Consider the following 23,557-nt stretch of genomic DNA (forward strand, 5'->3'; position numbering starts at 1 on the left):
CGCCCGCCCCATCCGGTGGCGGAACCGCGAGCGTTGAGCAGGACGTGCACGCCCCGGAGGAGCAAGGCCGACAACCCCCTGCCCCCTCCTTTGCTCTGCACCCTTATGCGCACCGGTCACGGCCGGTCACCAGCGGTCACGGCCGGTCACGGCTCGTAGCCGTCGCATCCGCGGGTGCAGAGCAAAGGAGTCAGTTTGCGGGGGTGAGGCGGGCCGCCACCTCCGAGCGGCGGGGCGGGTCGGCACCCCGACGGCCGCAGGTCAGTGCCGCCACAGTGGCGGCCTGCCGGAGCACCGCACCCCACTGCTGCGGGGTCACCGCGGCGAGCCGGTCGGCGGGGCGGTCACCGAGCGCGTCAAGGTCGGCCAGCGCGGCCAGCAGGCCACCGGTGAACGAGTCGCCGGCGCCGACGGTGTCGACCACCGTGGTGCGGACCGCCGGCTCCTCGTGCAGCGAGCCGTCCGGCGCGAGCAGCCAGGCGCCGTCCCCGCCGCGGGTCACCACGGCGCAGGACACACCGGCGGTACGCCACTCGGTCATCACGTCGGCCACGGAACGGCCCGGGTAGAGCCAGGCCAGGTCCTCGTCGCTGGCCTTGACCAGGTGCGCGAGGCGAATCTGCCGGCCTACCCGTTCCTGCTCCGCCGCCCGGTCGGTGACGATGCTCGGGCGCAGGTTGAGGTCGATGGAGACGGTGAGCCCATCCCGCCGGCGTTCCCGGGTGAGCAGGTCCTCCAGCGCGTTCGCGCCGGGTGCCAACGCGAGCGCGAGGGATCCGGTGTGCAGCGCGATCGCCGGTGAGCCGGCCAGCTCGGGCAGCTCCTGCGGCGTCCATTGCCAGTCGGCCGCACCGGCCAGCCGGAACTCGTAGCTGGCCTGCCCGGCGGCGTTCAGGGTGGCCACCGCCACCGACGTGGGCTCCTCGGCGCGTACCGCCCACTCCAGGTCCACCCGGTTGGCGCTCAGATGCTCGACGAGTTGCCGACCGTACGCATCGCTGGCGAGTCGGGCCAGCAGTCGTACCGGCTGGTCGAGCCGGGCCAGGGTGACCGCGACGTTCGCCGGGGAGCCACCGGGCACGGCCCGCTGCCCCTCGGCGGTGACGACGAGGTCGATCAGCGCCTCACCCGCGACGACGATCACGCGGTCACCTCCCCCGGTGCGAGCGGGCCGGGGCCGCCGAGCCCGTCGGCCGCGCGGGACAGCAGTACCGCCTGGTAGGCGTGGTAGACGTCCGGTCGGCCGTGCCAGACCGTGTCGGCGGGCAGGTTCTGCGCGTCCAACTCGTGCCGCCATCCGGTCTGGTCGATGAGACCGCGACGGGCGTACGCCCAGAAGACCTGGTACCAGTCGAGGTAGACGGTGTCCCCGGTGCGGCGGTGCAGGGTGATCGCCGCGCCGATGGCCTCGGCGAGAACCCAGTGCATCCGGGAGCGCACCACCGGCCGGTCGTCCCAGTCGATGGTGTAGATGAAGCCGTCCGCGCCGTCGACCGCCCAGCCGCGACGCACGGCCGCGGCGAACAGGGCGCGGGCGTCGGCGAGCAGCCAGCGGGGTGGCTGCGGCAGCACCGCCTCCAACTCCAGCAGCAGCCGGGCCCACTCCAGCCAGTGCCCGATCGTGGAGCCGTACGGCCGGAACGGGTCGGCGGGCTGGTCCCGGTTGTAGTCGGGCAGCGGCGTCCAGTCGGTGGTGAAGTGCTCGGGCAGCCGCCAGTCGTGTCGGGCCGCCTCACCGTGCACCAGGTGGGTGGCGATCCGCAGGGCCCGGTCGGCCCAGCTCGCGTCACCGGTGGCGGCGGCAGCGCCGAGGAACGCCTCGACCATGTGCATGCTGCTGTTGGCGCCCCGGTAGTCCTCGGTGACCGTCCAGTCCCGGTTCCACGATTCGCGGACCGCGCCGGCGTCGTCGTCCCAGAACCGGTCCCGCACGACGTCCAGCACGTCGGCGAGCAGCCGGTCCGCGCCGGGCCGTCCGGCGCGCGCGGCGCTGGAGGCGGCGAGCAGCACGAACGCGTGGTCGTAGCCGGCCTTACGGTCGTTGACGGGTACTCCCTGCTGGTCCACCGCGCCGAACCAGCCGCCGTACCGGTCGTCGCGCAGCAGCGTGCTGAGCGCGGTGATCCCGTGGTCGACCAGGGCGGCGGCGTCCGGGTCGCCGTTGCGGTGGGCGAGGGCGGCCACGTGGGTCATCCGGCAGGTGATCCAGGTGTGGATCGGTTCGCCGCGATCCGGGGTGCGGTCGTCGGTGAGCCACCAGAAGCCGCCCTCGGGCCGGACCGAGCGGCGGGCGGTGTCGAGCAGCGTCCGGGTCTGGTCGACGAGGAACTCGTTCAGATCGGGCAGGTCTGGTGACCCCGCCGGAGCAGGGGTCGTTGCGGCGTCGGATCGGGGCACGTCGGTCATCTCAGCTGGTCACCGTCGGGTAGGAAAGGGACATACGGCCAGGATCGGCGACGGACCGGGTCCGCGCCGCAAAACCGCCAACGGTACGCCACGAATCGACTGGCCGGGGTCGGAGCGCGGCGGGAGGCTTTTCCTCCCATTTGCCCGTTGACATCGTTGTCACCGCTCAACCCTGCTCTGGCAGCGGGTCGACTGTCAATTCCTGCTGCGTCACATCGCAACGGGGGCGGCCGCCCGTCTGTGGCGATGGTCCGCGCCCCCGCATCCATCAGGCGCCCCCGAGGTCGACCAGGCCGATCTCGGCGGGGGGAAGGGCTTGGACGTCCGGGCCAGCACGCAGGCCCTCGAGCATGAGGGTCAGGTAGCGGTCCACGCTGCGCTGGGTGAGCTCCGCGCGTAGGCCGGGTAGTGGCCTCAGCAGCAGCGCCATCATGAGGGTCAGGTCGCCGGCGTCCACGTCGGGACGCAGGTCACCATCGGCTTGGGCGCGGCGGACGAGCCGGTCGAGGATCTTCAGCAGGGCTTGACGGAGCCGCTGCTCCTCGGGCTCGGCGTGCAGCTCTTCCCAGGTGCTGGTGAACCAGATCGACAGCCAGGTCGCCAGCCTCAGCTCGGCGGCCGCCCGGCGGACGAAGCGTGCGAGCGCATGCCACGCGTCAGGCTCCTCGTCTTCGGCGTCGCGAGCGATGGCGACCACGCGGTCGAAGCCGTCCAGCGCGACCCCGCGTACCAGAGCCTCACGGTCGGGGAACCGGCGATAGAGGGTGGCGGCCCCGACACCGGCGCGGCGGGCCACCTCCTCCATCGGCACTTCGACACCGCGTTCGGCGATGAGTGCGCGGGCCGCCTCGATGATCTGTTCGCGGTTGTGCCTGGCGTCCGCCCGGAGCCTGGGGCTCTCGTTCTTCACCTGACCAGCATACGGATGCCATTCTCTCACTTACACTTTCCTAAACGGAGGAAGTTCTCTCACTTAGGAGGTCGATGATGGACACAAAGGCAGCGATGAGGCAGACGTTGCACAGAATCGGGCACCACGGGCGCGTCGCAGCCGACGTGGAAACGCTGTTCGCATTGCATCAGGCCTGGCGATACGCCGTGCCGTACGAAAACCTCGACATCCAGCTCGGCCGGCCGATCGCCCTCGATGCGGAGGCGCTCTTCGACAAGCTCGTGCGGCGGCGGCGCGGCGGTTACTGCTACGAGCAGAACGCCGGCCTGGCCATGCTGCTGCGTCTGGCCGGCTTCCAGGTGACCATGGTGGAGGCCGCAGTCATGCGCGCTACCCGCGGCGAGGCGATGTGGGGCAACCACAACGCGCTGCTGGTCGACCTCGGTGGCCGACGCTGGCTGGTCGACGCCGGCATCGGCGACGGATTCATCCAGCCGTTGCCGATGCGGGAAGGGCCCCACATTCAGGGAAGCCTGGCCTACCGGCTTGAGCGGCTCGATCCGGATACCTGGCGCTTCCACCACCACCCCGGCGGAACCATCGCCTCCTACGACCTACGCCTGCAGCCACGGGAGGTCGCCGACTTCGCCACCCACTCCCGGGAGCTGTCCACCTCCCCCGCCTCGGCATACGTCACCACGCTCATGGCCGCTCGGCCGAGCGGCGACCACACCCTGGTCCTGCTGTCCCGGACGTTGCGTCGGCTGGGTGCCGCCGCCAGCACCCCCCGCATGATCGCCGATGTCGACGAATTCGCCAGAACGCTGTCCACTGACTTCCTCGTACCCCTCGACGACCTCGGCCCGGAGGGCGTCGCCCACCTCTGGCACAAGGCAGGCACCCAGGACGACCTGTGGCGCGCACGCGTCCGCAACACGGCCTGAGCACCCGGGGCAGCCCTCGGCCTCGGCGCGGCCAGGTGTCGTGACGGTGGACGTGGCGGGTCGTCTCGCCCTCACCTACCAGACCGCCTCAGACGGGCCCGGTCAGTAGTAGTCGTCGATCGGCTGGCGTGCCTCGTCGAACAGCGCCGGCCCCTCGTAGCGGACCGGTGGCAGCGGCGGGGTGGCCGGCTTGACCTCCTCGAACTGCTCGGTGGACAGCGCGTACACCACCCGCCCGAGGCCGGACCGGTCGATCGCCGTCGCGCACATCGCGCAGGGCTGACAACTGGTGAACATGGTGGTGCTGGCTGCCACCTCGGGGGAGAGTTCCCGAGCGGCCCAGCGGGCCAGCTTCAACTCCGGATGGGCGCTGATGTCCGCGTCGGAAACCACAGTGTTGTGGTCCTCGATCAGGACGACGCCGGCCGCGTCGACCAGCAACGAGCCGAACGGCCGTTCGCCGGAAGCCCCCGCCCGCCTGGCGATTTCCACGGCGTGGCGGAGAAACTTCTCGTCGTCGGGGGTCATCGGTCCTCCTGGGTTGCGTGATGTGCGGCCACTGCCGCAAGGGTCCGCCAGGCGCGTTCGGGCTGACGGATCTCGGTCAGGTCGCCGTTGAACGGGTCCAGCACCACCGTGTCCGCGCCGAGCGAACGAAGCTTGTCCAGGTCGGCGACGATCTGATCGATGGTGCCGACACCGGCGAGCCGGTCCGGGTCGGTGATCGGTTCTCGGGTCTCCTGGAGCGCGATCCGCGGCACCACTGCCGGCACCGGGCGACCCAACTCGTCGGCGATCTCCGCCAGTCGTCCGACAGCCTCGGCGAGCCGTGCCGGCGTGATCCGCAGCGGGTGCCACGCGTCACCGAGCAGTACCGCGCGGCGCATGCCGGCCTCGCTGTTGCCACCGACCCAGATCGGGATCGCAGCCGTGTCGTAGTCGTCGGTGTCCTGCCAGGCCTCGCGCATGGTGTGCAGGTACTCGTCGGTCAGCGCGCCGCGCTGCCGGAACGGCACGCCGAGCGCCTCGAACTCCTGCCGGGCCCAGCCGACGCCGACACCGAGGACGAGCCGGCCGCCGCTGAGCCGGTTGAGGTTCGCCGCCATCCGGGCGGTGAGCAGCGGGTGCCGGTACGGGACGATGAGCACAGTCGTGCCCAGCCGAACCCGGCTGGTCACCCCGGCCAGCCAGGACAGCGTGGTGAACGGCTCGTAGAACGGCGCCGGATACTGCTCGGCCACGTCCGGTGTCACCGCGATGTGATCGGAGACCATCAACAGGTCGAAGCCGAGACCCTCCACCGTCTGCGCCCACCGGCGCAGCACGTCGGGGTCGGTGCCCGGGGCGAAGTTCGGTACGTTCACACCAATCTGCACCCGTCCACGCTAGCCACTGTGGACCGGCGTGGGAACGCCGTGGCCCGGCCGAATCACCTGACAGCCGGCACGAATCGCCGCACGACTCAGGAGCACCGGATGGATCTGCCCGAGGGGCTCGACTGGGTACGCGGATCACAGGCCGGTCGCGCCTGGCTGGCCACACTCCCGACGTGGCTGAACGAGTGCGCCGAGCGCTGGTCGCTGCGGGTCGGCCCGCCCTTCCGGCAGGCGTACGCGTCACTGGCGCTCCCCGTCCACCTGCCCGACGGCACCGCGGCGGTGCTGAAGCTCCAGTACCCCGACGAGGAGAGCCGGTACGAGGCCGACGCCTTGGCCCAGTGGGACGGTGACGCGGCGATCCGTCTGCTCGCCCACGACCCCGAGCGGCGTGCCCTGCTGCTCGAACGCTGCCAGCCCGGCACTCCCCTGCACGACCTACCGCCGGACCGAGCGCTGGACGTGGTGGTCGGTCTGCTCCCCCGGCTCTGGCGATCGGCCGGCGCGCCGTTCACCCCGCTGGCGCAGGAGGCCGCCGGCTGGATCGACCGGATGCCCCGGGCCTGGGAACGGGCCGGCCGACCGTATGAGCGACGGCTGCTGGACGCGGCGCTCGAACTGGTAACCGGCCTGGCGTCGAGCCAGGGCGAGCAGGTGCTGGTCAACCAGGACCTGCACGCCGGCAACATCCTCGCCGCCGACGCACTCGACGCCGCCCGAGGGCCTTGGCTGGCGATCGACCCGAAGCCGCTGACCGGGGAACGGGAGTTCTCGGTCGTGCCGATGGTGCGCGGCCCGGAGTTGGGCCACTCCCCGGCCGCCGTCCGGCATCGACTGCACCGGCTCAGCGATGAACTGGGCCTGGACCGGGAGCGGGTCCGGGGTTGGACGATCGGCCACACGCTGTCCTGGAGCGTCGCCGACGACACCGTCTTCCCCGAGAAGATCGAAGTGGTCCGCTGGCTGCTCGACACCGACTAAGGCCCGGCTCGGCGATCACGCGGCGGTGCCCCCGACCCACCTCCGCGATCTTGCACTTTCTGTCCCGACCTAGGGTGCATATCCCCCCATACCGACAACAGAAACTGCAAGATCGGCGCGGGGGTACGGGGGTGCGGGGCGGGGGGGGCGGGGTCAGGCGGTTTGGCAGGTGGGGCACCAGTACAGGTTGCGGCCGGCTAGTTCGCCGCGACTGACCTCGGTGCCGCAGACGTGGCAGGGCGCTCCCGGGCGGCGGTAGACGTACACCTCGCCGCCGTGCCGGTCCACCCGCGCCGGCCGCCCCATCGCCTCCGGCAGGTGCGCGTCGCGGACCGTGTCGATCCGGCCGTGCTTGACCGCGAGCCGCATCAACCCGACCAGGTCGGCCCAGAGCGCGTCCCAGCCGGTAGTGGTCAACTGTCGGCCCGGCATCGTCGGCGGCAGCCCCGCCCGGAAGAGCGCCTCGGTCACGAAGATCAAACCGGTGCCGGCCACCACGGATTGGTCCAGCAACAGCGCGGCGAGAGGGGTGGGGCTGCGGGCGATCCGGGCGTACGCCCGCTCCGGGTCGGCGTCGGCGCGCAACGGGTCCGGCCCAAGACGGTCGCGCAGCGCGGCCACCTCGGGTGGGGTGAGCAGCTCGCAGGCCGTCGGCCCGCGCAGGTCGAGCCAGTGCCGGTCGCTGACCAGTCGTAGTCGCACCTGCCCGACCGGCTCCGGCGGCTCCCCCGGCCCGTCGGTGAACGTGCCGTACAACCCGAGGTGTACGTGCAACGTCAGTTCGCCTGCGTAGTGGTGCAGCAGATGCTTGCCGTACGCCTCGGTGCTCTCCAGCACCGTCCCGGAGAGCCGGGTGGCACCCTCGGCGAAGCGGCCCTGCGGGCTGGCGGCGTGCAGCTTGTCCCCGGCGAACAGCTCGGCGTGCCGGGCCGCCAGGCGATGGATCGTGTGTCCCTCTGGCACAGGTGCCAAGGATAGCCAGCCCCGCCCGGTCAGGGCCGTTCTCGGCGACCGTACCCAGGATTGGTGTCAGGAAACGCCCAGGTGGGTATTTGAGGGCCGACACCGCGTGGGTGCCACCCTTTCCGTCGGCCACCACGCATTCATCAGGAGGTGTGTAGTGGTCAGGATTCCTTCGCTGTCCCGCCGGTCCGAGCCGGCACCGACGCGGGATGAGAACCTCGACGGCCGCGTCGACGGCCGCGACACCCCGGTCACCGAGACCGGTCAGTCCGACGACACCGTCGGCCGCCCGGTGGTCACCGACCGGGACGCCGAGCAGACGACGTATCGCAGCGCCGGCGCGACCGGCGGCCAGACCAGCGAGGCCGAGCGGCGGGCAAACGAGCGGGCGGCGGTTGCCCGAGCCGCCACCGGGCGACCGGCGGAGACCGATTCCCGGGGCACCGCCTCCCGCCCGGTCGCACCCGAGCCGGTGAACGGCACGACCCGCCCCGTCGCACCCGAGCCGGTGACCGGCACGACCAGCCCGGTCGCACCCGAGCCCCGCACCGCCCACGGGGTGGAGACCGAGTCCCGGCCCACCGTCACCCCGACCACGGCGCGCACCGCCGAGCGGGACGCCGACCTCGACAGCACCACCCGTCGGCCCGACACCACCGACCGGGTCGCCACGGACCGCCCGGTCGACCCGACCCCGGGCGTGAGCACGCCCGAGCCGCCGGTGACGCGTGGCCCGAAGCCGCGGGCCAGCCTGCTCGCCACCCTCGGCCTGATCGTCTCGGTCGCCGGCGCGATGTTCGTGCTGACCGGGACCCTGGCCGGGTACGGAATCGGGCTCGGCGCGTTCGGCGCGGTGCTCGCGGTCCTCGGCCTGATGGCCACCCGTCGTCGGCACGTCGCCGGCAAGACCGACGCGCTCTTCGGCGTGCTGATCGGGTTGGCCGCGGTCGTGATCGGGGTGCTCGCGATGACCGGCCAGTTCGACTGGCCGACCACCGACGGCGACTGGGTGCCGCGCTTCCGAGAGTGGCTTGACTCACAGTTTGTGGATCGTTTCTAGCGGGCACTGTTCCGCTCGCCGGTGATGCACCGGCGAACAGCCGGCGGTTCGCCGGCAGCCCGATCAGTCCGGTGGTTCGCCGGCCGGGCGACACCCTTTCAGGGGCGGCGGTTCGCCGCCCCTGAAGTGTGTCCGGGGTTCGACGGTTCCGGTCCAGGTCGCCGAGCAGCCAACTCGCGCGTCCCCGCGGTCGGGAGAACCACGAACACCGCCCTTTGCTCTGCATACCTATATGCGCCACCGGGCGTCCGGCGGGGCTTCCACCGGCGTCCGGCGGGCTTCCACCGGGCGTCCGGCAGGCGTCCGGCGGGCTTCCGGCGCGGCGGCGCCGGACAGTGGCCGACGGATCCGGTACTCGCCGGTGAGGGTGGAACCCGTCTGGCGGCGCATATAGGGCAGCAGAGCAAAGGCTGCCAACGAGTCCTCCGGCCCCGACTCTCGGCCCCCGCCCCCACTCCGATCGCCTCGCCTGCGGCAAGAGACCCGACGCATCCACGCTCCAACGCAACAAATCGCTTCACATGGCCCGCCACACGCAACGAATGTTCGGTCTGCGCAACTCTCGGTGGTGGATCCTGCCGCTGACGCCGCATACCGTTGAGCAACGGCGCCAGCCCGTGGGCCACGGTGGCCGGGCGCGCCCGACCCCTGGGAGCAGGACAATGACGATGGACGCCACCAGCCAGCGCCTGTTGATGTGCCGGCCGACGTACTTCGCCGTCGATTACGCGATCAATCCCTGGATGGACCCGAGCGCGCCGGTCGACGCCGCGCTGGCCGTCCGGCAGTGGGAGCAGCTGCGCCAGACGTACCTTGACCTGGGCCACACCGTCGAGGAGATCACTCCGGTGCCCGGCCTGCCTGACATGGTCTTCGCCGCCAACGGCGGCACCGTGATCGACGGCAAGGCGATGGCCGTACAGTTCCGCGACCCGCAGCGCGCCGACGAGGCGCCCGCGTACCGGGCCTGGTTCGAGGCCGCCGGCTTCGAGATGTACGACCCGAAGCACGTCAACGAGGGCGAGGGCGACGTCCTGCTGGCCGGTGACCACCTGCTGGCCGGCACCGGCTTCCGCACGGCGCACGCCGCACACGCCCAGTTGCAGGAGGTCTTCGGCTACCCGGTGATCACCATGCAACTTGTCGACCCGCGCTTCTACCACCTGGACACCGCGTTGACAGTGCTCGACGAGCGGACCGTCGCGTACCTGCCGGAGGCTTTCTCCCCGGGCAGCCAGGCTGTGCTGCGCCGGCTCTTCCCCGACGCGGTGCACGCCACAATGGCCGACGCCGAGGTGCTGGGGCTGAACGCGGTCAGCGACGGACGGCACGTGGTGCTGCCCGCGCAGGCCACCGACCTGGCCGCCAAGCTGCGCGACCGGGGCTACGAAACCATCGGGGTCGACCTGTCCGAGCTACGTAAGGCCGGCGGCGGACCGAAGTGCTGCACGCTGCGACTCCGTCAGGGAAAGGCAAGCAAGTGATAGTGGATGACAAGCTGCGTACGCCGGGAGCGGTCCGGGACGCCGAGCGCTGGACCGCGCACAACTACCACCCGCTGCCGGTGGTGATCTCGTCCGCCGAGGGCGCCTGGCTCACCGACGTGGACGGGCGCCGCTACCTGGACTGCCTGGCCGGCTACTCCGCACTGAACTTCGGTCACCGCCACCCACAGTTGATCGCCGCCGCGCACGCCCAACTGGACCGGCTGACGCTGACCAGCAGGGCGTTCATCCACGACCAGTTCGCCGACTTCTGCCGGGAGCTGGCCGAGCTGTGCGGCAAGGACCTCGTGCTGCCGATGAACACCGGCGCCGAGGCGGTGGAGACCGGGATCAAGGTGGCCCGCAAGTGGGGCTACCAGGTCAAGGGCGTGCCCGCCGGACAGGCCAACATCGTGGTCGCCGAGGGCAACTTCCACGGGCGGACCACCACCATCGTGAGCTTCTCCACCGACGAGGACGCCCGCGCCGACTTCGGGCCCTACACCCCGGGGTTCACTGTCGTGCCGTACGGCGACCTGGCCGCGCTGACCGCCGCGATCGACGAGAACACAGTCGCCGTGCTGCTGGAGCCGATCCAGGGTGAGCAGGGTGTGGTGGTGCCGCCGGAGGGCTACCTGCCGGGCGTACGCCAGCTCTGCACCGAACGCGACGTGCTGTTCATCGCCGACGAGATCCAGTCGGGTCTGGGGCGTACCGGCGCGACCTTCGCCTGTGACCACGAGGGCGTCGTGCCGGACATGTACCTGCTCGGCAAGGCGCTCGGCGGCGGCATCGTGCCGGTGTCCGCGGTGGCCGCGAACGCCGACGTCCTCGGCGTGCTCAAGCCCGGTCAGCACGGCTCCACCTTCGGCGGCAACCCGCTCGCCTGCGCGGTGGCGATCGAGGTGGTCCGGCTGCTGGCCACCGGCGAGTTCCAGCGCCGCTCGGCCGAGCTGGGTGAGCGGCTACGGGCCGGTCTGGAAGGGCTGCTCGGCAAGGGGCTCGTCGGGGTACGCGTCCGTGGCCTGTGGGCCGGGCTGGACATCGACCCGGCGCTGATGAGCGGTCGGGAGGCGTGTGAGCGGCTTGCCGCGCGCGGAGTGCTCGCCAAGGACACCCACGGCTCCACCATCCGGCTCGCCCCACCGCTGGTGATCACCGAGGAGGAGATCGACCTGGCGGTGACCCGGCTGGCCGAGGTGCTGGCTGGCTGACCCGGGAACGTGGTGAAAGGCGGGCGTCGGAACCCCGACGCCCGCCTTTCGCGTCAGGGGCGGGGCAGGCGCATGGCCATCGTCGGGGCCTCGGCCATCACCGAGGTGGGCGTGAACGGGGCACCGGTGGGCAACTCCTCTGCCCGACCGATCTGCACCCCCGGGTACAGCTCCACCATGTCGTTCTCACCCAGCACCCGGGACTGCTGCGGCGCCAGCGGGATCCGGTCGGACTCGGTCATCGAACCGGCCGGGCGGATGCCGGAGCCGTTGGTGCTGACGTCGGTCACGATGACCTCGCCGACCCGCAGCTCGAAGCGGACGTGACCACGGCTGATCCAGCGCCGGGCCTCGTCGTTGAGCCACTGCCCGAGCATGATCCCGCCGTCCTGCTCGGGAGCCCGACCGGCCACGATCGGCTGTTCCTCGCTGAGCACGAACCGCCGTCGGACCAGGCCGCCGACGCGCACCGCGAGCACCTCGGTACGCGGACGCGGGCCGGCGTCACCGAGCCGTACGCCATGGCGGGGGCAGGTCGGCACGCCGTTGCGCAGCGCGGGCGGCGGCTGCGCTGCGGGGCTGCGGTCGGCACCCCCGGCCAGGTCGGCGAACGCGCCACCCCCACCACCGCCGCCGAACAGCGCGCAGCCCGACTCCGGGCAGCGCCACTGGCGGGCCAGCAGCTTGACGCCGGTCGGCGACCGCTTCCCGGCCACCGGCGAGTGCCCACCACCGACGTGCGCGATGAACACCGGCCCGCCGGCGCCCGGCACCGGCGCGACCACCCGACCGGGCTGTTCGACCAGCCACGGGAACCGACCGCGCAACCCGTCGAAGCGGACCCGGCTGAGCACCGGCAGACCGAGCAGGTCGGCGACCTCCAACATCCGGTCACCCGGGTTGTCGAGCACCTCGACGAGCCCGTCGTCGGCCCAGCGGCGGACGACCATCCGCTCGTTCGAGGTGAGGTCGGCGTCGGAGAGCAACGCCCGGTGCACGACCGCGTAGACCTGGACGCTGTCCTCCTCCAACTCGCGGGAGAGCGCGTCGATGACCATGCCGAGGCGCAGCAGACTGGCCGGCCGGCCACCGTCGATGTCCTGGTAGCGGATCACCTCGGCCAGGTCGATCACGGCTCGGGCCAGTGACGGGTCGGTGCAGACGCGACCCTCGATGGCGTCCAACACCTTGCTGATCTCAAATCTCATGCCGCGCTCCGGACGATGTCGTCGATCCGCCCGGCCAACTCGATGTCCCGGTGGGTGACCCCACCGGCCGAGTGCGTGACACAGCGGAAGGTCAGGGTCCGCCATCGGATGTCGATGTCGGGATGGTGGTCGAGCTCCTCGGCCAGGTTCGCCACCCGGTCCACCACGGCGATGGCCGCCGGGAAACTGCCGAGCTGGACGGTACGGCCGATGCCGGTCGGGTCACCCGACCAGTCGGGCAACCGGCTCAGCTCTTCTCGCACCGCGTCCGCGGTGAGCAGGTCTACCATGCGCCGACCCTACCGGGGACGCCGGCCGGCATCGACCAGCGGTAGCGGGATGTCGATCGGCCCGATACGCGCAGGTGGGGGCGGTGCCGTTTGGCACCGCCCCCACCTTCCCCCTGGTGTGTTCAGCCGCGCAGCGGCCGACCCACCTCGTGCAGGTGGCCGAGAGCCTGCCGGTACGACTCGACCAGCCCGGTCTCCGCGTACGGGATGCCCTGCTCGACACAGTAGGCGCGAACGATCGGCTGGGCCCGGCGCAGGTTGGCGCGGGGCATGTTCGGGAAGAGGTGGTGCTCGATCTGGTAGTTGAGGCCGCCGAGCGTGGTGTCCACCAGTCGGCTGCCGCGCACGTTGCGGGAGGTCAGCACCTGCTTACGCAGGAAGTCCAGCTCATCCTCGGCGGTCGGCATCGGCATGCCCTTGTGGTTCGGCGCGAACGCGCAGCCCATGTAGAGGCCCCACAGCGCCTGGTGCACGACGGCGAAGAGCAGCGCCTTGACCGGGGACATGACCGCCAACAGCAGCGCCACGTAGGCGGCGGTGTGCGCGACGAGCAACGCCGCCTCGACCGCCCGGTGCCGCATCGGAACGGCGTACTTGCCGTCCTCCCGCCCGACGATCGCCCGGATGCTCGCCACGTGCAGGCTCAGGCCCTCGAGCAGCAGCATCGGGAAGAAGAAGTACGCCTGCCGCTGCGCCATCCAACGGCCGAACCCCCGGGTCTCCAACGCCTGCTCGGGCGTCCACACCAGGGCCCCCGCGCCGACGTCCGGGTCCTCGTCTTCGTGGTTCGGGTTGGCGTGGTGCCGGTTGTGCTTGTCGACCCACCAGCCGTAGCTGATCCCCACCGCCACGTTGCCGGCGAGCAGCCCGACCAACTCGCTGGGGCCACGCCGACGGAACATCTGACGGTGCCCCGCGTCGTGACCGAGGAACGCGACCTGGGTGGTGGCCACTGCCATCAGGGCCGCGAGCGGGAGCTGCCACCAGGAGTCGCCGAGCAGGAACACGGCCACCCAGCCGGCCACGAAGGCACCGAGGGTGAGCACGATGCGGGTGACATACCAGCCGGGGCGCCGATCCAGCAGGCCCGCCTGGCTGATCCGTCGGGACAACTGTGCGTAGTCACTGCCTCGCCGTCGTACCGGCGGTTCCGCCACCGCTCCGAGCGCCATCGCTGCTCCCGTTCCGCTTGCGCCCGTACCGGGGTGGTTCGGGCTTAATGTCAAGTCTCCCGATCGCGGTAGCCCTCAGTAACCCCGACAACCCCCGAATGGGGGGTAGGGCAGGCCCTACCCCTACTGGTTCGACTCAGGTCAGTCGGCCCACCGCGGCGCGCAGTCGAGCCAGGTCACGTCGACGCCGCTCGTAGGTGGCGGCGAGTCCGACCAGCGCCAGCCCGCCGATTCCCAGGTAGATCCACCGGGGCAGCAGATCCCACCCTCGGGCCAGCTCGTGCAGCGCCAACAACGTCAACACCCCGCCGCCGAGCAGCACCGGCGCCTGCCACCGGCGGGTCGCGCCGGCCAGCACCGCGCCGGTCGCCGCCACGCCGAGGAGCAGTCGCCGCCAGGGCTGCGGGTCCGCACCGGCCAGCACCGACACGAGGCTGGGCAGCAACGCCGCGACCAGCCCCGGGCCGAGGGCCGGCCAGCTGGTCAACCCCGGGCGGGTGCGCAACGCCAGCAGGCCCGCCCCGACGGCGAGCGCCGCGGCCGGCAGCGTGTACGCCTCCAGCACCGTCACCCCACCGGCGGCCAGCAGCACCCAGGCCCCGAGCAACTCGCTGCCGGCGGCGATCCCGGCGAACGCCCACCGCCGAGCGGCCGGTTCGCCCCGGCGCAGCAGCCGCAGCGCGACGGCGACACCCCAGAGCACGCAGACGGTGGCGAGGTGCCGCGCCGCCTCGACGGCGAGCACCGCCGCCACCAGCGCGACGGCCTGCGAGGCGGCGTCCAGCACCCGTCCCAGCCGGACCCGCGCCGGGGTGACCGCCGCGGCGGCCAGCACCAACGCGGCCACCGTCAGCAGTGGGTACGCGGCGGCCCGCAAGGGAAGCCCACCGGCGAGCGGGGCGGTCACCGCCAACGCGGACGCCGCGCCCACGGCGGCGAGACAGCCGGCGACCCGTACCTCGAACCGGCGCGCCCCGGCGGCGACCGCGACCGCCGCCACCAGCAGCGCCCCCTCGGCGGCAAGCGTCCCGGCGCGGGTGACCAGTAGACCGAGCACACCGGAGGCCACCAGCACCACGCCCACCGGCACGGCGACCGGTGTGAGCGCCGGGCGGGCTGCCGCCAGCGCGGTGAACAGCAGCGCCGCCAGGCCGGTGAGCAGAACGGCGGCCGGCAGCACCGGCCACGGCGCGCCGATCGCGATGAGCAGCACCGGCAGCGCCGCCGCGACGAACGGCAGCGCGGGTGGCACCGGCAGGCCGAACCGCCGACCGGCCAGCGCGCCGGCCACCGCCAGCACGAGCAGCGCGAACCCGACCGGGAGCACCGTCGGGTCGGCGACGACAGTGGGCACCCCCGACCACACCCGGTTCCCGCCGCCGTAGGGCGACCCGAGCGCGGTCAGCACCGTCGGCAGGGCCGCCAGGACGGCGACCACCGCCAGCGTTCCGCCGGCCGCCAGCAACAGCGCCGACCGGGCCGACTCGCGCCCGTGGGCCGCCGACCGGTCCCCGAGGGCCGCCTGGCCGGGGGCGCTCGCCGATGGCAGCCAGCAGGCGACGAACGTGACACCCAGCGCGGCCAGCGCCGCGTACAGCACGAGCGGCTCGTCACCCGCCCCTACCAGAGGCGCGAGGCCGGGCACTGTCACCGCCGCGACGGCGCCGGTCACGGCGTACCCGATCAGCTCCACCCGGTGGCGGCGGGCCGCGAGCGCCGCGACCAGCGACAGCCCGGCGGCGGCCAGCGCGAGCCGGGCCTGCCACCAGGGCGGCCCGCCCGCGGCGAACATCGCCACCGCCGCTATCCCGGGCAGCGCGAGCTGCCCGACCAGCAGACCCACGCCGGCCACCTCCCGGTACGCGCCGGCCCCCCGCCGGACGGCCAGTGCCAGCCCGACCACGGCGAGCGCGCCGAGCGCCACCAGGGCACCGGTCGGCGCGGCCAGGGCAACCAGCAGCCCGTGCCCGAGCAGGACGGCACCGCCGAGCGCGCGGGTGCGCAGGGCGACCGATGGGGTACCCGGGCGGGCCAGCACGGCGAGCAGCAGCGCAACCCCGCCGACCAGGTCGATGGCCACCACCTGAGGCCAGGAGGCCGACCAGCCGGCGGGTACGGCGAAGAGCACCGCCACCGCGCCGGCCGTGGCGAGCACCGCCCGCGTGTTCAGAGGGAGCAGCAGCACCGTGGCACCGATCGCCAGTGCCACAGCGGGTGCCAGCTGCCAACCCCAGCTCAGGTCGGGCCCGGTCCCGGCACCGCCCCAGGGCGGCAGCGACCGGCCGACGGAGGCGACCGCCAGCCCGATGGTGATCAACGCGGTGACCTGCGCCGTACCCGCCGCGACGACCAGCGCGCCGGCCCGCGGACCGGTCCGCCAACCCCCGCCACCGTCCACCGCCGACACCACCGGCAGGAGCCGCACGGCGGCGGCCATCGCCAGCGCCACCGTCGCCGCCGCGAGCAGCAGCACTGACGGCCGCAGCTCCGCCACCGGACGCAGCAGGGCGGCGGCGAGCACCGGCACCAGCAACCCGGCCGCCACCGCCCGCAGCGCCCGCCCCCCGACGAGCCAGGCCGCACCGAACCCGGTCAACGCGACAAGCAACAGCGGCACCCCGGCCAGCAGTGGCGAGCCCCCCGCCCGCCCAGCGACCAGCGGCACCATCGCGCACGCCGAGGCACCCACCAGCGCGGCGACGTGACCGGCGCCGGCCAACACCCGGCCGACGAGCTGCGCCGCCCCTCCCCGGCCACGCAGCGCGGTCAGCACGGCCAGGTTCAGCGACGCCACCCCGAGCAGTACCAACGCCCACCCCGCCGCGCCCAGCCCGGCCTCGGCAGCGAGCAGCGGCAACGCCGGCTGGGCGGCCACCAGGGCGGCGAACCAGGGCCCCGTCAACCCGCTCCACCGGCCGTACGCCACGGCGACCGCCGCGCTGGCCCCCCCGACCAGCGCGGCGTACCGGCTGCCCGGCCAGCCGGTCACGCCCGCCAGGTCCACCGACCAGGCCGCGTAACCGTCCAGCACCACCAGCAGCAATCCCACCGCGGCGAACGTCTCCGCCGTACCGCGCAGCCCTCGCCGGACCGCCAGCAGCGGTACGCCCAGCGCGAGCGCTGTGAACGCCACCAGGATCAACGCCCGCCCGGCGACCCCCACCGCCGCCCAGGCCACCGCTGTGAACACCACCGCCGCAGTGCCCAGCAGGAGTCCGCCGAGGACGAAGAGCAGGCCCTGGACCGTGCGGGTCGAGGTCTCCGCCGCACCCGGCCGCGAACCCGTGGCGACCCCGGGGCCCGGACCGATGAACGGCGCCGGGCCGACGACAGGCGCCTGGCGCGCCACGACCGAGGCCGCCAACCCGGCGCGGACGACGGCGGCCAGTTCGGCCCGCCGCCCGGACACTGTCGACAGCCGCCCGGCCAGCTCGGCGTACGCGCGGCGAGCCCGCTCCACCTGCGGCTCAAGCTCGGCCACCTCCCGGCTCAGCCGAACCACCTCGGCGGCGATCGGGTCGGGCGCGCGTCGGCAGCCGGAGCAACCGGCGCTCAGATCGGCCGGTGCACCGCAGGCGGGGCAGGGGTAACGGGTGTCGTCCACCCGGTCATCATCGACAACCGACCGGGGTACGACCCAGAGTGCGCGTACTCAGGATCGGGTGTGCTCGTACACCCAGGTGGCGTAGTCGGGGTTGCCGCTCTCCACCCTGGACACCAGGATCTCCGGCACCTCGTACGGGTGGCTGACCCGGATCTGGTCCAGCAACGCGGTGAGCCGATCCGGTGCGGTCTTGAACTGCACCGACCACTCGGTGCTCGTCTCCATCCCGGACCGCCACCAGTAGGTGCTGTCCACCTGACCACCAACCTGGGCGCAGGCGGCGAGCCTGCCGGCGACGGCCGCAGCCGCCAGCACGTCGGCGACCGAACGCGCGTCCACCACCGTTGTCACCACGCAGATCTCGTCCACGCCCGCACCCTACGCGGACATTTACCGATTAGCGGCGATCCAGGCATCAATCTGCGCCCACCAATCGAAGAGCCAGTCGATGCGTTCCTGCCGTCCGGTCGGTACGTCCTCCGGCGGCACGGACCAGAACCGCATCACGATCCGCTTGTCCATCGGCAGTTCCCGCCACACGTCGGCGACGGTGAGCATCCGGTCCAGACCGGTGTGGGCGACGAAGATGACCCCGGCGTCCGGTGCGGCGTCCAGCGCGGCGAGCATCCCACCGGGCTGCGGGGCGAGCACGTGGCGCATCCGCTCGGCGCGCAGGGCCATCCTCTCCAGGCCGAGGGAGCGCAGCCGGGCGATGGCGCGCAGCCGTCGCCTGGGGGTGAAGTTGCCACCCTCGGGGAAGATCACGAACGCGTCGTTGTCGTCCAGGCCGGTGGCGAGGTGCCCGACCTGGCGTACCGTCTCCTCGCCGCGCTCCGGGGTCGGCGCGATGAACCGGTTGGGCAGCCGGTTGAGCAGCACGTCGATCGCCGGATCCCACTGGAGGCTGTCCTTGAGGACGATCCGTGGCTCGCGGTGGAACCAGTTGACCAGCCCGTGGATCAGGATGAACGAGTCGCCCGGCCCGGCGTGCCGGCAGAGCACCAGCTCGGGCCGGCCGGGCAGCGCGGTGTCCGGGTCGGTGCCCACCACGTCGATGCTCAGGCGCAGTGTCCAGCGTGCCTGCCAGAACAGCACCCGCAGGAACCAGCCGGCCAGCACGTAGTGCGCGCGCTGGAAGGCCGGGGACCGGGCCCGCCAGCCGAAGCCGGAGACGACCCAGAGCAGGAAGAGCGCGAGCAGCGCGGCGGCGTCCCAGACCAGGTAGAAGCAGCCGATCCAGAGCAGTCGCAGCGGGCGCAACCGGCCGGGGACCAGCGGGGACGCGGCTGCGGCGAGCAGCGCCCAGATCGGCAACGTGGTGACCACGAGGAAGGCGAGCAACACGACGGCGGGAGCGAGCAGCAGCCGACGCAGCCACCGGGGAGGCAGCGACATCAACTCTCCAGGTGGGTGGCGAGGTAGCGCCGGGAGGCGGTGTACGCGCGGCTGATCCGCCGGCCCACCGCCGCCATGTCCCGGTACGCCCACGGCGTGTCGTCGCGCGGGTTGAGCCCGCCGGTCGGCAGGACGTGCACCTCCACCCCCTCCGGCAGCGCCGCCAACTCCCGGAAGAAGCGGTGCCGGCGGGAGATCTCGAACGCGACCTGCGCGATCTCCCACGGCCGACGGGGTGGGGTCAGCTCCCGTTCGATCCGACCCACCTGGAGGACGTAGATCCGGCGGGCGCCGACGGCCACCGCCTCGCCGATCGGGATGGAGTTGACGATGCCGCCGTCCACGTAGTGCGCGCCGTCGATCTCCATCGGCGGAAGCAGGCCCGGCACCGAGGCCGACGCCATCACGGCCGGCACCACCGGACCGCTGTCGAACCAGTGCTCGGCGGCCCGCTCGATGTGGGCGGCGCAGCACCGGAACGGCACCCGCAGGTCGGCGAAGGTGGTGTCCACCCCCAGCTCGGTCTCGAGCAGGCGGCGCAGCGGCCGGGGTGAGTGCAGGTGGGTACGGGCGGCGAAGCGGCGCAGTTGCCGGGCGACCGAGTCGCCGTACACCTCGCTCGCCTCCGGCGAGGCCCAGAGCCGGACCAGCCGGTCGGTCACCGCCTCCGACGGGTCGGCGGCGACCAGCGCGCCGTTGACCGCGCCGATCGAGGTGCCGAGGACCATGTCGGGTTGGATACCGGCCCGGAACAGGGCACGCAACATGCCGACCTCGACCGCGCCGAGCACTCCACCGCCGCCGAGCACGAACGCCACCGGTCCCCCCGCCATGTCTCTCATCCTGGCACGGGCCCGCAGCCGCCCGGTGGGCCGCTGTCGACCGGCGGTCGGCGCACGGCAGGCACCGTCCGTCGACGGCCGGTGGCGACGGCGTTGACAGGCAGGACGCATTCGCGCAACCTGATACCGCTCCCACCCCTGAGGCAGGTGCGATCGTTGAAGGCAGCGCTGCATCCGGGCCGATTGCTGGCTCGCAGATACCGACTTCTGGACCAGATCGGCGCCGGTGGCATGTCGGTCATCTGGCGTGCCCGGGACGAGGTACTGGACCGGGTGGTCGCGCTGAAGGTGCTCGCTCCGTCACTCGCCGCCGACGCGCGGTTCCGGGGCATGGTGCGCGAGGAGGCACGGGCCGCCGCCCAACTGGTGCACCCGCACCTGACCTCGGTGCACGACTACGGCGAGACGGTCGACCCGGACGGCTCGATCACCTCGTTCGTGGTGATGGAGTTGCTCAGCGGCGAGGAGTTGAAGCTGCGGCTCACCGAGGGGCCGTTGCCGTGGACCGAGGCGGTCCAGGTGGGCGCGCAGGTGGCGGACGCGCTGGCCGCCGCGCACCGGCTCGGCATCGTGCACCGGGACATCACCCCGGCCAACGTGATGATGACCGGGACGGGCGTCAAGGTTCTCGACTTCGGCATCGCCACCCGGATCGGCGCGCCCGACGAGGACGAGGACGGCGAGACCTTCGGCACCCCCGCGTACGTCGCCCCGGAACGTCTCGACGGCGCGCCGGCCCAACCGTCCACCGACGTCTACTCGCTCGGTGTGCTGCTGCACGAGGCGCTCACCGGCCGGGTTCCGTATCCGGCGGACACCTGGGAGCAGCTCAGCGCCGCGCTGGCCACTGGACCGCCGCCGACGCTGGCCGACCTACCGGACCTGCCCGCACCGGTGGCCCAGATCTGCCTGCGCAGCCTCGCCCGGAACCCCGCCGATCGGCCGACCGCCCGGCAGGTCGCCACCGCGCTCCGCGACCACGCGCTGCCCGCCGAGCCCCCGACGGCGACCATCCGGGTGCCCACCCAGCCCCTGCCACAGCAGTCGCCCGCCGTCGCCACGGCCAGCGTCCCGGCGGCGGCACGACTGGACGGAGACACGTCGGACGGCGGAACCTCCTCCAGCGCGGGCGAGCCGGCGACCGGGTCGGGCTGGTCGCGGCGGCGGCTGGTGTTGCTGCTGGTGCTGGCCGTCGGGGTGACACTGGCCGGGGTGGCCCTGCTACCCGAACAGCAGCCGACCCGCCGGGCGCAGCCCTCCGCCGGGCCGGTCACGACACCGTCGACCGACCCGCCGGCCCCCGAGTCGTCCCCGCCGATCACGTCGACCCCGCCGACCCCGGCGCCGTCGACGAAGCCGACCACCGGTGCGCCCACCTCGAACCCGGGCACCCTGACCGAGGTCGCGAACCGCGTCGACAGGTTGATCGGCGCCGGCCTGAGCGCCGGCGAGATCCGCGACGACGTGGCCCTCGACCTGCGCAACGAGCTCCGCAACCTGACAGTGGCGGTCAGCTCCGGCCGCGAAGAGCTGGCGCCGCCGGTGGCCCGGCTGCGCGCGAAGGTCGCCGTCCGTCTCGGTGAGGGTGGCATCAGCCCGGCGTACGCCTCTCGGCTCGACGCCGCCATCGCCGAGCTGGGCGCGACCGGGGCCTGACCCGGCGACACCGGCGGGTCAGCGCACCGGCACCCGGGCCGGTTCACGGACGCCGTGCCGACCGAGGGCGAAGCGCCGATAGACATCCGCGTAGCCGCTCGCCATCCGCTCGACCGAGAAGTTCCCAGCGACGTGCGCCACGCAGTCCTCCGGGTCGAGCCGCTCCGCCTCGAGCAACGCCGCGGGCAGCTCCTCCGACCGCTCGACGACGAGCCCGGTCAGCCCCGGCCGCACCAGCTCCGGCACCGCACCCCGGTTGAGAGCCACCACCGGGGTGCCGGTGGCCATCGCCTCCAGCATCACCATGCCGAACGGCTCGTCCCACTGGATCGGCATGATCAGGCAGCGGGCGTCGACAAGCATCCGCAGCGTCGTCGCGCGGTCCGCGTTGAGCACGACTGTCACGTCCTCGTCGACCATCGGCGCGACGACCTGCTCGTAGTAGCGGCGCTCGGCCGGCTCGTTGCACTTGCCGGCCAACAGCAGGGGCAGTCCGGCCGCCCGGCACGCGCGGATGGCGGTGTCCGGGCCCTTGTCCGGGCTGAACCGGGCCAGCCACAGCACCGGCCCCGCGCCGGGCGTGTGCTTGCGCGGGAAGCCGCGGATGTCGAGCGCGTTGTGCACGGTGCCGGCCCAGGGCAGGTTCGGGTTCAGCCGGCGCTGGGCGTGCGAGATGGCCACCAGTGCGACGCCCGCGTCGATGTCGCTCAGCACGTCGCCGTACTCCCCGACGGGGTTGCCGTGCACCGTCGCGACAGTCGGCACGGCCCGACGGCCGGCGACCAACGGACCGATGGTGGTGTGATCGTGGATCACGTCGAAGTCGGCGGGGCTGATCAGCCGATTCACCCGGGCCAGGTGGGCCAGCTCGGGCAGTGACTCGCCGAGCCGCTCGTACTGCACCTCGGCCACTGTGGAGACGAAGCCGTCGGCCGCCGTGCCGTGGTCACCTCCGGCGCCGAACAGGGTCACCGAGTGCCCCTGCCCGCAGAGCGCGTCCACCAGGGCGGCGACGACCTGTTCGAGGCCGCCGTAGCCAGGCGGCGGCACGGACAACCACGGCGGAACCACCATCGCGATGCGCAGCGACCGCTCCTCGGGGCGGCCCGCAGGCGAGTGGTTCACGGCCACGAGTCCTCCCCGTTGCTCCCCGGTGCGGCGGCACCGCCGGTCGGCGGCGGTTTCCCGGTGGCGTCCCAGGTAAACCGGACATGGCGGACGATCACCCGCCCACCAGGAGTTGGTCGTGGACCACCCGCACCCCGGGCGCGGACCACGCCACCCGCTCGACCTGATCGCGTTCCCACCAGGAACGGACCACGCCCGCGAGGACCAGCGTGTCGCCGTCCACCTCGACGCTCACCCGCTCGCCGCCGAGCGTGCGCAACAACGCCCGCTGGACGTCGCGCCGCAGCCGTTCGGCATCCGGTGGCGCCGCGGGTCGTACCTCGATCAGGTTGGTGATCCCGCGTACGCCGTCGAGCCGGCGCACCTCGCCCTCGGCGGCCCGCCGCTGCCATCCGAACTCGACCTCACCGCGCAGCATCAGCCAGCCGTTCGCCACTGTCACGTCCAGCCGTTCGGCGGGCACGAAGCTGTCCCACTCCAGGGCGCGGGTGGCGGCGTTGGCGACCTCGGCATCGGTACGCCCCGGAGTGCCGGGCAGCCGCACCTCCATCTCGTCGGCCACCGCCCGTACGCCGCGAACCCGCTGCGCGCACCGCGTCGCGGCCCAGCCGCGGGCGGCACCGTCCACGAATCCGGTCAGGGTGACAACGCCCTGGTCGACTGTCACCCCGATCTCGTTCGGTCGCAGCCGGGCGTCCCAGGCCAGCTCGGCCAGAACGTCGCGTTGGATCCGCTGGTCGTCGCGGACACCCACCACCTCGGTCATGGCACCCCACCCCCGGTTCCGGTCGTCGCCCTCCGAACCTGCCGGGCAAGCGGGTGACGGCGGTTCACCCGATCCGGGTGAACCGCCGTCTGGGCGGAAAAGAGCGGCGGGTGACGGAGCCGACCCCCTCGGCCCCGCCACCCGCCGCCGGAGGAAGGAAGCAGGTTTCACATAGC

General features: G+C 72.8%; 21 protein-coding genes. 6 read left to right on the forward strand and 15 right to left on the reverse strand.

The features are described from left to right. Positions 1 to 190: 190 nt before the first annotated feature. The 3 genes from OHB44_RS28995 to OHB44_RS29005 all read right to left on the reverse strand — a co-directional run bounded on the left by OHB44_RS28995 (position 191) and on the right by OHB44_RS29005 (position 3,316). Positions 191 to 1,144 (reverse strand): carbohydrate kinase family protein, encoded by a 954-nt coding sequence (locus OHB44_RS28995; protein ID WP_330438891.1) that lies wholly within the window; start codon positions 1,142 to 1,144, stop codon positions 191 to 193. Continuing rightward, complete coding sequence (locus tag OHB44_RS29000; protein ID WP_330438892.1) at positions 1,141 to 2,406, reverse strand: AGE family epimerase/isomerase; 1,266 nt, start codon at positions 2,404 to 2,406, stop codon at positions 1,141 to 1,143. Before OHB44_RS29000 ends, OHB44_RS28995 begins: the two co-directional genes overlap by 4 nt. A 268-nt stretch (positions 2,407 to 2,674) precedes the next feature. After that, positions 2,675 to 3,316, reverse strand: a complete 642-nt coding sequence (locus OHB44_RS29005; protein WP_330438893.1) for a TetR/AcrR family transcriptional regulator — start codon at positions 3,314 to 3,316, stop codon at positions 2,675 to 2,677. A 95-nt stretch (positions 3,317 to 3,411) separates the two neighbouring features. Here OHB44_RS29005 and OHB44_RS29010 point away from each other — a divergent pair, with 95 nt between their 5' ends. Further along, positions 3,412 to 4,242: an arylamine N-acetyltransferase family protein gene (locus OHB44_RS29010; RefSeq protein ID WP_330438894.1), complete on the forward strand. Its 831-nt coding sequence runs from the start codon at positions 3,412 to 3,414 to the stop codon at positions 4,240 to 4,242. A 102-nt stretch (positions 4,243 to 4,344) separates the two neighbouring features. Here the strand turns inward: OHB44_RS29010 and OHB44_RS29015 are convergent, their stop codons facing one another. Then, positions 4,345 to 4,770, reverse strand: a complete 426-nt coding sequence (locus OHB44_RS29015) for a nucleoside deaminase (protein ID WP_330438895.1) — start codon at positions 4,768 to 4,770, stop codon at positions 4,345 to 4,347. Then, entirely contained in the window at positions 4,767 to 5,618 is an 852-nt protein-coding gene (locus OHB44_RS29020; protein ID WP_330438896.1) for an LLM class flavin-dependent oxidoreductase, read from the reverse strand. Before OHB44_RS29020 ends, OHB44_RS29015 begins: the two co-directional genes overlap by 4 nt. A gap of 99 nt (positions 5,619 to 5,717) precedes the next feature. Between OHB44_RS29020 and OHB44_RS29025 the strand changes: the two genes are divergently transcribed. After that, the gene (locus tag OHB44_RS29025; protein WP_266304522.1) at positions 5,718 to 6,599 is read left to right on the forward strand and encodes an aminoglycoside phosphotransferase family protein; all 882 of its coding nucleotides are present in this window, start codon (positions 5,718 to 5,720) and stop codon (positions 6,597 to 6,599) included. A 153-nt stretch (positions 6,600 to 6,752) separates the two neighbouring features. Here OHB44_RS29025 and OHB44_RS29030 read toward each other — a convergent pair whose 3' ends face one another. Then, positions 6,753 to 7,562: an Fpg/Nei family DNA glycosylase gene (locus OHB44_RS29030; protein ID WP_330438897.1), complete on the reverse strand. Its 810-nt coding sequence runs from the start codon at positions 7,560 to 7,562 to the stop codon at positions 6,753 to 6,755. A gap of 157 nt (positions 7,563 to 7,719) precedes the next feature. Here OHB44_RS29030 and OHB44_RS29035 point away from each other — a divergent pair, with 157 nt between their 5' ends. The 3 genes from OHB44_RS29035 (at position 7,720) to rocD (ending at position 11,320) form a co-directional block, all read left to right on the forward strand. Beyond that, positions 7,720 to 8,622, forward strand: coding sequence for a thrombospondin (locus tag OHB44_RS29035; protein ID WP_266304520.1), 903 nt, complete (start codon positions 7,720 to 7,722; stop codon positions 8,620 to 8,622). A gap of 668 nt (positions 8,623 to 9,290) precedes the next feature. Then, positions 9,291 to 10,106, forward strand: a complete 816-nt coding sequence (ddaH, locus tag OHB44_RS29040) for a dimethylargininase (protein ID WP_181518433.1) — start codon at positions 9,291 to 9,293, stop codon at positions 10,104 to 10,106. Then, on the forward strand, positions 10,106 to 11,320 hold the full coding sequence (gene rocD / locus OHB44_RS29045) for an ornithine--oxo-acid transaminase (protein WP_238687478.1): 1,215 nt from the start codon (positions 10,106 to 10,108) through the stop codon (positions 11,318 to 11,320). Before ddaH ends, rocD begins: the two co-directional genes overlap by 1 nt. A gap of 53 nt (positions 11,321 to 11,373) precedes the next feature. Here rocD and OHB44_RS29050 read toward each other — a convergent pair whose 3' ends face one another. The 7 genes from OHB44_RS29050 to OHB44_RS29080 all read right to left on the reverse strand — a co-directional run bounded on the left by OHB44_RS29050 (position 11,374) and on the right by OHB44_RS29080 (position 19,822). Further along, positions 11,374 to 12,528: an FHA domain-containing protein gene (locus OHB44_RS29050; protein ID WP_238687401.1), complete on the reverse strand. Its 1,155-nt coding sequence runs from the start codon at positions 12,526 to 12,528 to the stop codon at positions 11,374 to 11,376. Next, complete coding sequence (locus tag OHB44_RS29055) at positions 12,525 to 12,818, reverse strand: 4a-hydroxytetrahydrobiopterin dehydratase (RefSeq protein ID WP_238687402.1); 294 nt, start codon at positions 12,816 to 12,818, stop codon at positions 12,525 to 12,527. The genes OHB44_RS29050 and OHB44_RS29055 overlap by 4 nt, the downstream gene beginning before the upstream one ends. A 122-nt stretch (positions 12,819 to 12,940) precedes the next feature. Beyond that, positions 12,941 to 13,990: a fatty acid desaturase family protein gene (locus tag OHB44_RS29060; protein WP_238687403.1), complete on the reverse strand. Its 1,050-nt coding sequence runs from the start codon at positions 13,988 to 13,990 to the stop codon at positions 12,941 to 12,943. A gap of 136 nt (positions 13,991 to 14,126) precedes the next feature. Continuing rightward, positions 14,127 to 17,594 (reverse strand): SCO7613 C-terminal domain-containing membrane protein, encoded by a 3,468-nt coding sequence (locus tag OHB44_RS29065; protein WP_330438898.1) that lies wholly within the window; start codon positions 17,592 to 17,594, stop codon positions 14,127 to 14,129. A 48-nt stretch (positions 17,595 to 17,642) separates the two neighbouring features. Then, entirely contained in the window at positions 17,643 to 17,963 is a 321-nt protein-coding gene (cutA, locus tag OHB44_RS29070) for a divalent-cation tolerance protein CutA (RefSeq protein ID WP_091406014.1), read from the reverse strand. A gap of 21 nt (positions 17,964 to 17,984) precedes the next feature. After that, positions 17,985 to 18,989, reverse strand: a complete 1,005-nt coding sequence (locus OHB44_RS29075; RefSeq protein ID WP_238687405.1) for a 1-acyl-sn-glycerol-3-phosphate acyltransferase — start codon at positions 18,987 to 18,989, stop codon at positions 17,985 to 17,987. After that, the gene (locus tag OHB44_RS29080; protein ID WP_238687406.1) at positions 18,989 to 19,822 is read right to left on the reverse strand and encodes a patatin-like phospholipase family protein; all 834 of its coding nucleotides are present in this window, start codon (positions 19,820 to 19,822) and stop codon (positions 18,989 to 18,991) included. The genes OHB44_RS29075 and OHB44_RS29080 overlap by 1 nt, the downstream gene beginning before the upstream one ends. A 165-nt stretch (positions 19,823 to 19,987) precedes the next feature. Here OHB44_RS29080 and OHB44_RS29085 point away from each other — a divergent pair, with 165 nt between their 5' ends. Continuing rightward, positions 19,988 to 21,487, forward strand: coding sequence for a protein kinase domain-containing protein (locus tag OHB44_RS29085; protein ID WP_442932632.1), 1,500 nt, complete (start codon positions 19,988 to 19,990; stop codon positions 21,485 to 21,487). An 18-nt stretch (positions 21,488 to 21,505) separates the two neighbouring features. Here the strand turns inward: OHB44_RS29085 and OHB44_RS29090 are convergent, their stop codons facing one another. Both OHB44_RS29090 and OHB44_RS29095 read right to left on the reverse strand, forming a co-directional pair. Beyond that, a complete protein-coding gene (locus OHB44_RS29090; protein ID WP_238687479.1) occupies positions 21,506 to 22,561 on the reverse strand; it encodes a glycosyltransferase family 4 protein in 1,056 nt (351 codons plus the stop codon). A gap of 148 nt (positions 22,562 to 22,709) precedes the next feature. Further along, positions 22,710 to 23,381: a BON domain-containing protein gene (locus tag OHB44_RS29095; RefSeq protein ID WP_238687408.1), complete on the reverse strand. Its 672-nt coding sequence runs from the start codon at positions 23,379 to 23,381 to the stop codon at positions 22,710 to 22,712. Positions 23,382 to 23,557: the final 176 nt, after the last annotated feature.

It is taken from the genome of Micromonospora sp. NBC_00821 (assembly GCF_036347035.1).
In the GTDB taxonomy this organism is placed as follows: Bacteria; Actinomycetota; Actinomycetes; order Mycobacteriales; family Micromonosporaceae; genus Micromonospora; species Micromonospora hortensis.